Raw genomic sequence first — 13,486 nt, forward strand, 5'->3', positions numbered from 1 at the left:
TTTAATGTCTTAGAAAACAAGGACAAAAAGTAATGCGTCAATTTAAAGGTGATACAAACCCTGTTTTTAATTTAGGGCACGACATGACCCCAGATGTTGACCCTAAGAATATGAAAATATTGGTAGATTGCGTACATACATTTAGTAAGAGGCAGGTGTTATGAACATATTAGATATTAAAGTTAAAAATTTAGGTAGATTTAAAGGTGGCACAGTAAAAGTTCGCCCTCTAACTGTACTGACGGGTGAAAATGGCACAGGTAAGAGTTTTTTTACCAAAACGCTGTATTCCGTTTTTAGTATTGTTAATAAAAATTTGCTTTATATTGACGCTACTAATAATATTCAAGTGAGTGGTGCTATCATTGATGCTTTTGATCAATCTTTAACGCGCAAAGGCGAAGAAGATAAAAAAAATATCCAATTATTAAAAGCAACCCTTAACGAACTTCACTCTCTATTAATGGATAGGAAAGATTACCCTATAGGTGCTTATATTCATGCCTGTTCCACTACAACCAATACACAGATTGAAAACTTTAATAAATTTATAGGTTACTTAGATAAATTAGAAAAAAAACAAAAATTTAAATCTGTGAGTTATTTTGCTGATATTTTAAGACAACATTTAAACCCTTTAATCCTTAATTTAACAAAAGGAAAAGAAAGGTATGTTGAGCTATTAGACGAGACTTTAAAAAAAGAATTACAAGAAAATTTCCAAATAGCCAACATATCAGAACTGGTTTCTTTTGATGAAGAAGAAACTAATCTATCTACCGATGGACTTAACCTATCTTTTGATACAAAAAATATTATTGATTTTAGTTTAAAGTCTGATTTTATTAACGATATATCCAGTCTTTCAAGAGTTGTATTCTTTGAATCTCCTGCTTATTGGAGCGTTAGAGATGCTTTAAACGAATCCAAAGAAGTAAGGGAAATAGGGGATCTAACAGGTGTATCAAAATATTTCTATGATTTAGATGAAACCTTAAACACCAAATCAACCAACCCACCATTAGAAATTATTTCAAAATTGGCAACTGAATTAAAAACAGAAATTGGTGGCAAGTTTATTTTTGAAAGTGGTCGCCTGTCCTTTGTTGATGATTCTGGCAGAAGTGTTGATAAAAACTTAATTTCTTTTGGTATGACAAATTTAGGCATGATTCAGGCATTGTTAAAAAACAATGTAATAAGTGAAGGCTCGTTCGTCTTTTTCGATGAGCCAGAGACCAGCTTACACCCCGCTTGGCAAGTCTTATTAACCAAAATCTTAATCAAATTGGCAGAAAGTGGCGTTAATGTAGTGATGGCAACGCACAGCTTGGACATGATAAAGGCGTTAGAAGTTCATACCAAAGGAAAAGACGGCAATTTTATTGCGGTTAATCATTTTACAAAGGAAGGTGGCTTGCTTGAATTTGATTCCAACGACATTACTGAGAATTTAATAAAATCAAGAAATGAATTGATGAATGCTTATGAGGGTTTGTTTTTGAGTGAATTATACAATTCTGAAAACGATGGATAACTTCAAGAAATTTTGCAAGCAAATAAAACAAGCACCAAATAGAGGCGTGGAAGAAAATGCGGAATGTAGTGCGATTAAATTTGACGATGACGATGGGCTTGTAGCAAGTTTAACGGAAAATTACGCCGATCAGTGCAGAGTTGATTATGTCGAAATAATTGAGAACGGTTTAATTTTGATTGAAATGAAAGATTTACAATCAAAAATACTTGAGAATTTTGAAAGAAGACCTACTCAAGAAGAGTTAAGTGGTATTTTTGACAATATGATTAAAAAATTCAAACATTCTATAACTTTGATGGCAGAGATAAAGCCTGATTTAATACCCATTACAAATTATTTAGTCTGGAAAAATGATACTGAGACCAACTTAATGGATAAATATTTACCCAAAGAATTTAAAGATAGACCTTATCAGATTTGCAGAACCAATGAAATTTTCGCTAAATTATCAACACTTGGTACCCGATTATGTCAAGAATAAAAAACATCTTTCAAAGCCTAAAAAAACAAGGACAAAAAGCCTTTATTCCATTTATTACCGCAGGTGATAGCGGCTTAGATAATACCTTTGAACTCATGCAAACATTAGTTGCCAATGGTGCCGATGTGATTGAACTCGGTGTGGCGTTTTCAGACCCGATGGCAGATGGGCCTGTGATTGCCAAGGCGCATGAACGAGCACTAGCAACAGGGGTGAGTTTGCACGATGTGTTAACTTTGGTAAAAAAATTCAGACAAACCAACGACACAACTGCAATCGTTTTGATGGGCTATCTCAATCCAATTGAGGTGTTTGGCTACCAAGCCTTTGCCAACGCTGCACAAGCAAGTGGCGTGGATGGCGTGCTAGTGGTGGATATGCCACCTGAAGAGGCAAAGGATTTAAAGGTGTGCTTGGATAGGGCAGAGATTGATTTTATTTTTTTAGTAGCGCCGACCACCACCAATGAGCGCTTAGCGGCTTTAGCCGATATCGCCTCTGGCTTTGTTTATTTTGTCTCACTCAAGGGCGTAACTGGTGCTGGGCACCTAGATATTGACGCCGTGAATACAAATATGCGTAGAATCCGCCAATTCATCAACTTGCCTATTGGTGTTGGCTTTGGCATTAAAGACGCAGCAACTGCCAAGGCGGTTTCTAAATTAGCAGATGCAGTGATTGTTGGCTCGTCATTAGTGTCATTTGTTGAGAAATATAATAAGAATAAGGCTAAAATGCTAGCTAATGTTGGTGCATTGGCAAACGAGATTTCAAAAGCAATTAAGGAGTAACTATGAGCTGGTTAGAAAAAATCCTACCTTCTATTACCAATGTTGTTAAAAAGAACATTCCAGAAGGCTTGTGGAGCAAGTGCCCTAAATGTGAAGCTACACTGTATGCAGAGGAATTAAGGGGTTTAAATTATGTTTGTCCAAAGTGCGACCACCATATGCGACTCTCTGCACGCATCAGACTCGATAGTTTTTTGGATGAAGAAGGTCAAACAGAAATTGCACCTAATTTAGTTGCCGTTGACCCTTTAAAGTTTAAAGACCAAAAGAAATATAAAGAACGCATTATTCAAGCGCAAAAAACCACCAATGAAAAAGACGCTTTAGTGGTAAAAAGTGGCACGCTACACGGGATGAGTGTTGTTGTGGCTGCCTTTGATTTTAAATTTATGGGTGGCTCAATGGGGTCAGTCGTAGGCGAAAAATTTGTCCGCGCAGCACAACTCAGTATGGATACTGATGTGCCGCTGGTTTGTTTTTCAGCATCTGGCGGTGCGCGTATGCAAGAAGGCTTGTTTTCACTCATGCAAATGAGCAAAACATCACTGGCACTCAAATTACTAAGCAACAAAAAAATTCCATTTATCTCAATTTTAACCGACCCAACCATGGGCGGTGTTTCTGCCAGTTTTGCTATGCTAGGCGATATTCACATTGCCGAGCCAAATGCACTGATTGGTTTTGCTGGACCCAGAGTCGTGGAGCAAACCGTGCGAGAGGAGTTGCCACCAGGTTTTCAACGCAGTGAATTTTTGCTTGAAAAAGGCGCCATTGATATGATTGTACATCGCAGGGATTTACGCGACAAAGTGCACCAACTACTACAAGCGCTACATGGCTAAATACAAAATTTTATACAAACTCACGCACGCAAGTGGTGAATTGGTTGATGCCTCGCTTGACACCCCTTTTGAATTTGAAATTGGCGACGGGCAACTTGACCCTTGCCTGGAATCTTGCATTAAAGAAGCAAAAGTGGGCAAACTGCAAACCTTCTTGTTAAGTGCTGATGAGGCTTTTGGTCAGGCTGATGGCACCGCCATTCAAGTGATGAATCGCGCTGAGTTCCCTAAGGAGTTAGGCATTGAGCTTAATAATGGCGTTGAATTTAAAACACCCACCGGCGATTCCTATGTAGGCTGTATTGATAAAATTGATGGCGATGATATTACCGTGAATTTTAATCACCCTTTAGCAGGTTGCGATGTCTCATTCCAAGTAGAAATACTTGAAAAATCTAAAAGCCCTCAATGAAAGTGCTACTTGCCAATCCACGAGGCTTTTGCGCAGGGGTTGAACGCGCCATTGAAATCGTTGAGCGGGCATTAGAATTACATGGTGCGCCTATTTATGTGCGTCACGAAGTCGTGCACAATAAGTTTGTAGTAGATGGACTTAAAACCAAAGGCGCAATTTTTGTTGAAGAAATTGATGAAGTGCCAACAGGCAAAGTGGTAATTTTTAGTGCGCATGGTGTATCAAAGGCAGTGCGCAAACAAGCCAATGAACTCGGCGGCATTATTTATGATGCCACCTGCCCACTGGTAACCAAGGTCCATAAAGAAGTGATGCACAAACAAAAACAAAACCATCAAGTCATCTTAATTGGGCACGAAGGACACCCTGAAGTAGAAGGCACGCTTGGGCAATCAAACCAAAGTTCAAGTGTTGCGTTGATTGAAACCGTTGCAGATGTGGATAAGTTAAATTTAGACAGCGAGCAGCTTTCTTATACAACACAAACCACCCTGTCTATTGATGATACTCAGCAAATTGTCGATGCACTAAAGCATAAATTCCCTGAGATTGAAGCCCCGCAAAAAGCGGATATTTGTTATGCCACACAGAACCGACAAGACGCCGTTAAAACACTCATGCAAGATTCTGATGTGTTGTTGGTATTAGGCTCTAGCAACTCTAGCAACTCAAATCGCTTGAGAGAGATTGCCGAAAAAATGCAAAAAAACGCTTATTTGATTGATGGTGCAAACGAAATTCAACCAAGTTGGCTAACAGGCGCTAACACTATCGGTGTAACAGCAGGTGCATCAGCACCGGAAATATTAGTGCAAGAAGTTATTGATTATTTACGCGACCACGGTGCAAACGAAGTGATTGAAGTAGGTGGCGTAAAAGAAAACACACACTTTCCAATACCAAAACAACTAAGATAAAAATAAGGAGAAATAACAATGTCAAAAACAGCACTCATTTGTGGCTCTTACGCCTTTGATTCTATTATGGTTTTTCACGACCAATTTAAAAACCATATCTTGCCCGACAAAGTACATATGCTGAATGTCTCATTCTTAGTGCCCACAATGCGCAAAGAGTTTGGCGGGTGTGGTGGTAATATCGCTTACAATCTACATTTACTAGGTGCAAACTCAGTGCCAATGGCAACCGTAGGCGACGATTTTGCTCCTTATAGAAACTGGATGGACTCTCATCATATGAATACCACGCATATAAAAGTCATTGAAGGCACTTACACAGGTCAAGCCTTTATCACCACCGATATGGACGACAACCAAATTACCGCCTTTCACCCTGGGGCAATGAGTGAGTCACACCAAAATAAGGTTAACGATGTTTCTGTGACTGATATTGGCATCGTCTCACCCGATGGACGCGACGGTATGATTCAGCACGCCCAGCAATTTGCAGATAGCAATATTCCTTTCATTTTTGACCCAGGTCAGGGCATGCCGATGTTCTCAGGCGCAGAATTAACCACCTTTATTGAGCAAGCAAACTATGTAGCAGTCAATGACTATGAATCACAAATGTTACAAGACAAAACAGGCTTGGATTTATCCACCATCGCCTCAATGGTAGACGCACTCATTATCACCAAAGGGGGCGAAGGCAGCGAGATTCACACAGCAGGTAACATCATTAACATTGCCCCAGCCAAAACGCAATCTACCCAAGACCCAACCGGCTGTGGCGATGCTTACCGCGCAGGCTTGTTATACGGCTTGATGAATGACATGGACTGGCAAACCACAGGGCAACTTGCAGGACTTTTAGGTGCAATTAAAATCGCCCACCTCGGTACGCAAAATCATAAATTTGACCTAACTGAGATAGAGCATTTGTATCAACAAAATTATGGCGAATCTTTATTTTGAGCTACAATCCCAAGTATTAGAGTTTTTACAAAATCAGGCACCCTGATTTTGCTGCCTAAATTCAAATTCTAAGTGCAACTTTTTGCTGGTTAATGATACCTACGATATCTTGCTTTTTTTTAAGCGTAAAAGTTACACTTAAAACTTGAATGAGCGATCTAAAATAATCTTGTGAAAACAAATAGCAGACAGCCATCCTAATACATCAGTATTCATCCAAAGGTACAAACTTATCTCATTGCACACAGAATGATTTAGATGATATAGCGCAGCTACTTAATGCTCGACCTAGAAAAAGGTTTGACTTTAGAACCCCTCAAGATATCATGAGACAAATTTTAACTGAGAATATTAATAGAGACCTTTGCATAAATAGGAACAATCATCAGAAACCCACTTTTCACCCACTTGGCGATTTTTTAAACCCAGCCTTAGCCCTGCTAGGACAAGGTTTAAAGAAATCACCAATTGGGCAAAAATTGGATTTTGCTAATCATCCCTATTTATGCAAAGGTCTCTAATAGTGTTACACTTAGACTTTGAATCTAAGGTGCTTTTTTCCATCCTTGAGGTTGTTATAACTTCAGCACCTACAACTACTTTCTTATGCAACGAACCGATAGAGACCAAAACTTAGAAGTAGAGTAAGCAAACGGCCTGCCAAATTTTGCAGACAATGCAATTGCATTACCTGATTCCTTAGCTGTTGTAGAAGTCCATAAATACTTCTGCTGTTTGCTGCCTTGATCAGGAGATGGAATCTTAAGGAAACCACTGTAGAATTGAGTCCATTTGACAAGTTCAGCATTTAATTCCCCCCATGTCGGCACTTTAAAATTAACAGGACAAATTGCTTCGCCAAAGTTGTATTTTCTACCATAAGACTGCGTATCACTTCTTGAAGTTGCTACACGCTTAGCCCCTAGGCTTCTATCAAGCCATATCCTGCCTGTTCTAGGAGATTTCAGAGTTATATAATCTTGATTGTCAAAACGGATAGCTTTTGAAGCAAATGTAAAGCTTATATTAACCGTATTACCTACCTTAGAATCACCTGCATCAGCATCACCAACAAAGGCTGCGCTGACCGTTACCGTCTCAACAGTGCTGTTAGTAATAGTAGCTGTGTAGGTACCATCAGCATTACCGCTCACTGATGATAGTGTTGCAGAACCGTTCACAGACATCGTTACTGTTAAACCGCCAGTCGTTAGGTTATTGTCGTTAACATCCTTAGCTTGCATAGTGATTGTTGAGGTGCTTGTCCCATCTGCAACAACATTGGTTGGGTTGGCAGTTAGAGTTGAGTGTGCTGCTATAGCTACGCCTGATATACTATCAACAGTGGTTCTCAAAACTTTTTCAACACGAATCTTATTAGACCTCTCAACTGGATTAAGGTCGGTTAAGTTAACGATACCCGTATTTCTAAAAGGCTTGCTATCAATCTTTTGTTAATTGCTTTGTTACACATTTTGTTCCAATGACTCATAGCCTTGCCTTTGGGTTTTTTACGCATAATGCCACATCGAAGTTTTTGCGCTTTAAGTGCTGCACTATTAGCTTGAATTGTAACTGATTAATAATTATGGTGTTTGTGTAAGGTTTTTGGCGTTAATTTGGATTTTTTAGTTTAATGCAGGGGTCTTAATTGGGCAAAAATTGAATTTTTTCAATCCTCTCTATCTCTATTTTATGCAAAGATATCATGGTGTTTTTAAAGATTTAGACTTATCGAAATTTGAATTTTTTTATTTTAAAAATGCAGTTAAAAGTGTTGTGGTATTATTCTGATTTAATTTAAATCAATATTGGGGAAACCAACCATGCAAACAAAAACCAGTCAAACTAAAACACAAAAAGCCGTTAAGCAGCCTAAGCAAGAAATGACACCTTTGATTAAACACAATGTTGCAGTGGGCGACTCATCTCCTGTGATTGATTTAGATCCTATGGCAGGCATCCAATCTAGTAGTTCAGTCGCCACAGGCATAATACAAATCGCCACAGGAGTTGCTTTTGATGCAGACATTGCAGATACCACTGATACGGATATTAAAACCATTAAAGTGGTGTTAGGCGGTGCTGGCTTGAATGAAGCAAACGATAAATTAATATTGGATGCTGAGCTTGCGTTAAATGCTGATTTTGCCAAAGTAACGGGTAAAACCATTGGCACAGTGAGTGGTTTAGAATATAGCTATACACATGCCTCTAAAACCTTAATCATCAGCAAAACCTCAGGTACTTTTAACCCTGCTGATGTGGCAAAAATAGTAGAAGCCATTCAACTTAAAAACACCGATGCAGGCTCACAACTTGGCACCAGAACAGCTACCATTACTTATACAGACACTAATGGCAATGAATCGGAGTCAGCAACAGCTGCGCTGAGTGTTGCTTTGTATCGTGGCTTTGTTATTAATGGCGAGGCGGAAAACGACCAAAGTGGCCACTCAGTCTCCAGCGCAGGCGATGTCAACGGCGATGGCTTGGATGATTTGATTGTGGGTGCCTATCAGGCTCACCCAAATGGCAATAATTCAGGTAAATCTTACATTGTGTTTGGCAAGGCTAACGGCAGTACCATTAATCTGAGTACCATTGCTGATGTAAACAACTCTACAGGGGGCTTTGTGATTAATGGTGAGGCAGCGGGTGATCGTAGTGGCTGGTCAGTCTCCAGCGCAGGCGATGTCAACGGCGATGGCTTGGATGATTTGATTGTGGGTGCTTGGGATGCTAAGACAGAGGCAGGTAAATCGTATGTTGTGTTTGGTAAAGCCAACAGCAGTGCCATTAATCTGAGTGCTATTGCTGATGCGAGCAACCCTCTAGGGGGCTTTGTGATTAATGGTGAGGCAGCAGGTGATCGTAGTGGCTACTCAGTCTCCAGCGCAGGCGATGTCAACGGCGATGGCTTGGATGATTTGATTGTGGGTGCTTATACTGCCAATCCAAGTGATAAACCAGCTGCAGGTAAATCTTATGTTGTATTTGGTAAGGCCGACAGTAGTGCCATTGATCTGAGTGTGATTGCTGATGCAAACAACCCTTTAGGGGGCTTTGTGATTAATGGTGAGATGGCGAGTAATTTTAGTGGCTTCTCAGTCTCCAGCGCAGGCGATGTCAACGGCGATGGCTTGGATGATTTGATTGTGGGTGCTCCATATGCCAATCCAGATGGTAAATTAGAGACAGGTAAATCTTATGTTGTGTTTGGTAAGACCAACAGCAGTGCCATTAATCTGAGTGCTATTGCTGATGCAAGCAACCCTCTAGGGGGCTTTGTGATTAATGGTGAGGCAAAGTATGATTATAGTGGCCGCTCAGTCTCCAGTGCAGGCGATGTCAATGGCGATGGCTTGGATGATTTGATTGTGGGTGCCTATCAGGCTGACCCAAATGGCAATCATTCAGGTAAATCTTATGTTGTGTTTGGAAAGACTAACAGCTGTGCCATTAATCTGAGTGCCATTGCTGATGCAAGCAACCCTTTAGGGGGCTTTGTCATTAATGGCGAGGCAGAGCGTGATTATAGTGGCATCTCAGTCTCCAGCGCAGGCGATGTCAATGGCGATGGCTTGGATGATTTGATTGTGGGTGCCTATCAGGCAAATAACAATAATCCAGGTAAATCTTATGTTGTGTTTGGTAAGACTAACGGCTGTGCCATTAATCTGAGTGCCATTGCTGATGCAAGCAACCCTTTAGGGGGCTTTGTCATTAATGGCGAGGCAAAGTATGATTATAGCGGCTTCTCAGTCTCCAGCGCAGGCGATGTCAATGGCGATGGTTTGGATGATTTGATTGTGGGTGCTAGGTATGCTGATCCAAGTGGGAAATTATCTGCAGGTAAATCTTATGTCATCTTCGGCAAAACCGACACCAATGCCGTAGACTTGATAAAACTGGGCGATAATTCCCAATACGCCATTGATTATCTCGGTGATAAAAACGCCAACACACTCATAGGCACCCATAGCGATGAAATCTTCGTTGCCGGCGCCGGCAACGATACCTTAACAGGCAATGGTGGCATGGATGTATTTAACGCCGGCTTAGGCACAGATAGCATTCTCATTAACGCCAGTAATATCGCTGCATTAGAAAAAACCGGCGCAGGCAACCGTGCCCGTGTGGATGGCGGTGGTGGCGTTGATACTCTTAAATTAGACGGTGCAGGACTAACCTTGGATTTAACCAGTATCAGTAATACCCGTATTCAGGATATTGAAATAATTGATATTAGGGGCTCAGGCGACAATACCTTGAAGCTCAATCTGAATGACCTATTAGATGCTTCTACCAGTACTAATATTCTTAAAGTGTTAGGGGATAGTGGTGACACTGTGAATGCTTTAGGCTTTGTCAAGATGGCAAGCACCAAGACTGAGAATGGTATTACTTATAATGTCTATATTCATAGTGATGCCAATACTGATGCCAAAGCTGCACTTTGGGTTCAACGAGGTGTTAGCATTAAAGGTATGCAGCGTGGCTTTGTTATCAATGGCGAAACGGCAGACGATCTTGTTGGCATGTCAATCTCCAGCGCAGGTGATGTCAACGGCGATGGCTTGGATGATTTGATTATCGGTGTTAATGATGATTCAAATAAGGAAGGCAAAGCGTATGTGGTCTTTGGCAAACAAGACGGCACTGCCATTGACTTATCTGCTATTGCTTCTGGCATAGGGGGCTTTCTTATTAATAGTGAGACAATGAGTGACGATAGAGGCTCTTTTGGTCCCTCAGTCTCCTGTGCAGGCGATGTCAATGGCGATGGCTTGGATGATTTGATTTTAGGTGCTTATACTGCCGATCCAAATGGTAAATTAGATGCAGGTAAATCTTATGTTGTGTTTGGTAAAGCTAACGGCAGTGTTGTTAATCTGAGTGCCATTGCTAGTGCAAGCAACCCTTTAGGCGGCTTTGTTATTAATGGCGAGGCAGCGAGTGATTATAGTGGCTATTCAGTCTCCAGTGCAGGCGATGTCAATGGTGATGGTTTGGATGATTTGATTGTGGGTGCTAGTTATGCCGATCCAAGTGGCAAACCAGGTGCGGGTAAATCTTATATTGTGTTTGGTAAAGCCGACAGTAGCGCCATTGATCTGAGTGTGATTGCTAATGCAAACAACCCGACAGGTGGCTTTGTTATTAATGGCGGGGCAGCACATGATTATAGTGGTTGTTCAGTCTCCAGTGCAGGCGATGTCAATGGCGATGGCTTGGATGATTTGATTGTCGGTGCTTATTTTACCAATTCAAGTGCAGGTAAATCTTATGTTGTGTTTGGTAAAGCCGATAGTAGTGCCATTGATCTAAGTGTGATTGCTGATGCAAACAACCCTTTAGGGGGTTTTGTTATTAATGGCGAGGCAGCGAATGATTATAGTGGTAGCTCAGTCTCCAGTGCAGGCGATGTCAATGGTGATGGTTTGGATGATTTGATTGTAGGCGCTTATTTTGCCGACCCAAGTCATAAATCATCTGCGGGTAAATCTTATGTTGTGTTTGGTAAAGCCAACAGCAGTGCTATTAATCTGAGTGCTATTGCTGATGCAAGCAACCCTTTAGGCGGCTTTGTTATTAATGGTGAGGCAGCAGGTGATGCTAGTGGCTGCTCAGTCTCCAGTGCAGGCGATGTCAATGGCGATGGCTTGGATGATTTGATTGTGGGTGCTGTGTATGCTGATCCAAATGGCAACAGTTCAGGTAAATCTTATGTTGTGTTTGGTAAAGCCAACAACAGTGCCATTAATCTGAGTGATATTGCTAATGCAAACAACCCAACAGGGGGATTTGTTATCAATGGTGAAGTGGCAGGTGATCGTAGTGGTCACGCAGTCTCCAGTGCAGGCGATGTCAACGGTGATGGCTTGGATGATTTGATTGTGGGTGCTTATGGCGCCAACCCAAATGGTATCGACTCAGGTAAAGCTTATATCATCTTCGGCAAAACCGACACTAACGCCGTAGACTTAGCAAAACTGGGTGCTGATTCCAAATATACCATTGACTACTTAGGTGATGAGAATGCCAACACACTCACAGGTACCCGTAGCGATGAAATATTCGTTGCTGGCGCAGGTAACGATATCCTAACAGGCAACGGCGGTATGGATGTGTTTAATGCAGGTTTAGGCAACGACGACATCATCATTAACGCCAGCAATATCACTGCATTAGAACAAACTGGCGCAGGCAACCGTGCCCGTGTGGATGGCGGTGGCGGTACTGATACCCTTAAATTAGAGGGGGCAGGCTTAACCCTAGATTTAACCAAGATCAGTGATAGACGCATCCAAGACATTGAAGTTATTGATATTACAGGCTCAGGAGATAACACCCTAAAACTCAATTTAGATGATTTATTAGATGCTTCTACTAGCACCAATATTCTTAAAGTATTGGGTGATAGTGGTGATAAAGTCAATGCTGCTGGTTTTAGTGATTCAGCTATTGATAGAACTGTTGATGGTATCACTTATGATGTTTACACTCATGGTGATGCTAATACAAGCGCTAATGTTGAACTTTGGGTGCAACAAGAGATTGTTATGTTTTAGGATTAGACATAAGACAGATAATAAGGTTTGACAAAATGCAACGCTCCTATTTTTCGTACCGCGCTAAAGTAGAGGCTTGAGTGTTTACAATCATCTTATCAAACCATTTACCCTTGGTGGTATTCTGCCTAGGGGGAAATGTGCTCGTTTATAAATGAACAACCCATCTTGCTGGTATGGATAAATCCACATTAATACTGAGCCCTTCATGGCTGTAATCACCAACCAGATAGAATGATTTGTTAGGTCTCTTTAAGTAATTAACATTTGTACCTCCTTGTTTTATGTGAACACCTAAATATTAACATTTAGTAACTTTATACTAAATTTTAAGGTAGCATAAATAAATCATAATAACAAAAGAGGTAATCATGCAAACCAAAGTTAATAGCGTTGCTATCCGCGCAACAAATGCCACTGGTGCTGGCAAGACCAGTACGCTTAAAATAGGTGATAAAATTATTGTTACTGTTACTCTGAGTGAAACAGTCGTGGTAACTGGCGAACCTACATATACTATTAGTATGGGCGGTGTGAATAAGAGTGCCACTTATGTTTCTACTGCTTCTAACGCTAACATCTTAGTGTTTAGTTACACAATAGCCAGCGGTGACACGGCAACAACTGGCATAACTGCCACCACAACTGCCTTGTCTTTAAACGCTGGCAGCATTAAAGATACTACAGGCAACGCCATAGGATTAACCACACCAGCAGTAGTTAGTAGCGTAAACATAATAACCGTTGACGCCAAAGCCTCAAATGCTGTTGATTCAGACCCAGCCGCTTTATCACAAGAGGTGCAGCGTGGTTTTGTTATCAATGGTGAGGCAGTGAGTGATTATAGTGGTCACTCAGTCTCCAATGCAGGTGATGTGAATGGTGATGGCTTAGATGATTTGATTGTGGGGGCTTATCAAGCCGATCTGAGTGGTAAATCAGATGCAGGTAAATCCTATGTTGTG

The 13,486-nt window shown here is 41.0% G+C and carries 10 protein-coding genes and 1 pseudogene; 10 read left to right on the plus strand and 1 reads right to left on the minus strand.

What is annotated here, in order from left to right; all coding sequences use genetic code 11:
* Positions 1–20 precede the first annotated feature (20 nt).
* The 8 genes and pseudogenes from BBROOKSOX_RS02635 to BBROOKSOX_RS02670 form a co-directional block, all read left to right on the plus strand.
* A pseudogene (locus tag BBROOKSOX_RS02635) lies at positions 21–164 on the plus strand (uroporphyrinogen decarboxylase family protein); the annotation flags it as partial.
* The gene (locus BBROOKSOX_RS02640) at positions 161–1,537 is read left to right on the plus strand and encodes an AAA family ATPase (protein WP_139659631.1); all 1,377 of its coding nucleotides are present in this window, start codon (positions 161–163) and stop codon (positions 1,535–1,537) included. The pseudogene BBROOKSOX_RS02635 and the gene BBROOKSOX_RS02640, both read left to right, overlap by 4 nt.
* The gene (locus BBROOKSOX_RS02645) at positions 1,530–2,021 is read left to right on the plus strand and encodes a hypothetical protein (protein WP_139659632.1); all 492 of its coding nucleotides are present in this window, start codon (positions 1,530–1,532) and stop codon (positions 2,019–2,021) included. The genes BBROOKSOX_RS02640 and BBROOKSOX_RS02645 overlap by 8 nt, the downstream gene beginning before the upstream one ends.
* A complete protein-coding gene (gene trpA / locus BBROOKSOX_RS02650; protein ID WP_139659633.1) occupies positions 2,009–2,812 on the plus strand; it encodes a tryptophan synthase subunit alpha in 804 nt (267 codons plus the stop codon). The genes BBROOKSOX_RS02645 and trpA overlap by 13 nt, the downstream gene beginning before the upstream one ends.
* Before the next feature lie 2 nt (positions 2,813–2,814).
* Positions 2,815–3,654 carry an acetyl-CoA carboxylase, carboxyltransferase subunit beta gene (gene accD / locus BBROOKSOX_RS02655; RefSeq protein ID WP_139659634.1) on the plus strand — a complete coding sequence of 280 codons (840 nt, stop codon included), beginning with the start codon at positions 2,815–2,817 and terminating at the stop codon, positions 3,652–3,654.
* Complete coding sequence (locus BBROOKSOX_RS02660) at positions 3,647–4,066, plus strand: FKBP-type peptidyl-prolyl cis-trans isomerase (RefSeq protein WP_139659635.1); 420 nt, start codon at positions 3,647–3,649, stop codon at positions 4,064–4,066. The genes accD and BBROOKSOX_RS02660 overlap by 8 nt, the downstream gene beginning before the upstream one ends.
* Positions 4,063–4,986 carry a 4-hydroxy-3-methylbut-2-enyl diphosphate reductase gene (gene ispH, locus BBROOKSOX_RS02665; RefSeq protein ID WP_139659636.1) on the plus strand — a complete coding sequence of 308 codons (924 nt, stop codon included), beginning with the start codon at positions 4,063–4,065 and terminating at the stop codon, positions 4,984–4,986. The genes BBROOKSOX_RS02660 and ispH overlap by 4 nt, the downstream gene beginning before the upstream one ends.
* Positions 4,987–5,004: 18 nt before the next feature.
* On the plus strand, positions 5,005–5,946 hold the full coding sequence (locus BBROOKSOX_RS02670) for a carbohydrate kinase family protein (protein ID WP_139659637.1): 942 nt from the start codon (positions 5,005–5,007) through the stop codon (positions 5,944–5,946).
* A gap of 596 nt (positions 5,947–6,542) precedes the next feature.
* Here BBROOKSOX_RS02670 and BBROOKSOX_RS02675 read toward each other — a convergent pair.
* On the minus strand, positions 6,543–7,301 hold the full coding sequence (locus tag BBROOKSOX_RS02675) for an Ig-like domain-containing protein (protein WP_180323820.1): 759 nt from the start codon (positions 7,299–7,301) through the stop codon (positions 6,543–6,545).
* A 471-nt stretch (positions 7,302–7,772) separates the two neighbouring features.
* Here BBROOKSOX_RS02675 and BBROOKSOX_RS02680 point away from each other — a divergent pair, with 471 nt between their 5' ends.
* Together BBROOKSOX_RS02680 and BBROOKSOX_RS02685 are read left to right on the plus strand one after the other, a co-directional pair.
* Positions 7,773–12,521, plus strand: a complete 4,749-nt coding sequence (locus BBROOKSOX_RS02680; protein ID WP_139659639.1) for a beta strand repeat-containing protein — start codon at positions 7,773–7,775, stop codon at positions 12,519–12,521.
* 371 nt (positions 12,522–12,892) lie between these two features.
* Positions 12,893–13,486: integrin alpha (locus BBROOKSOX_RS02685; RefSeq protein WP_180323821.1), on the plus strand; the 594-nt coding region annotated here is incomplete at its 3' end.

It is taken from the genome of bacterium endosymbiont of Bathymodiolus sp. 5 South (assembly GCF_900128535.1).
Classification (GTDB): Bacteria; Pseudomonadota; Gammaproteobacteria; order PS1; family Pseudothioglobaceae; genus Thiodubiliella.

Excerpts from the sequence above, each read along its gene's own strand:
- BBROOKSOX_RS02640 (WP_139659631.1), top strand. The coding sequence starts at position 161 with ATGAACATATTAGATATTAAAGTTAAAAATTTAGGTAGATTTAAAGGT.
- BBROOKSOX_RS02645 (WP_139659632.1), top strand. The coding sequence starts at position 1,530 with ATGGATAACTTCAAGAAATTTTGCAAGCAAATAAAACAAGCACCAAAT.
- trpA (WP_139659633.1), top strand. The coding sequence starts at position 2,009 with ATGTCAAGAATAAAAAACATCTTTCAAAGCCTAAAAAAACAAGGACAA.
- accD (WP_139659634.1), top strand. The coding sequence starts at position 2,815 with ATGAGCTGGTTAGAAAAAATCCTACCTTCTATTACCAATGTTGTTAAA.
- BBROOKSOX_RS02660 (WP_139659635.1), top strand. The coding sequence starts at position 3,647 with ATGGCTAAATACAAAATTTTATACAAACTCACGCACGCAAGTGGTGAA.
- ispH (WP_139659636.1), top strand. The coding sequence starts at position 4,063 with ATGAAAGTGCTACTTGCCAATCCACGAGGCTTTTGCGCAGGGGTTGAA.
- BBROOKSOX_RS02670 (WP_139659637.1), top strand. The coding sequence starts at position 5,005 with ATGTCAAAAACAGCACTCATTTGTGGCTCTTACGCCTTTGATTCTATT.
- BBROOKSOX_RS02680 (WP_139659639.1), top strand. The coding sequence starts at position 7,773 with ATGCAAACAAAAACCAGTCAAACTAAAACACAAAAAGCCGTTAAGCAG.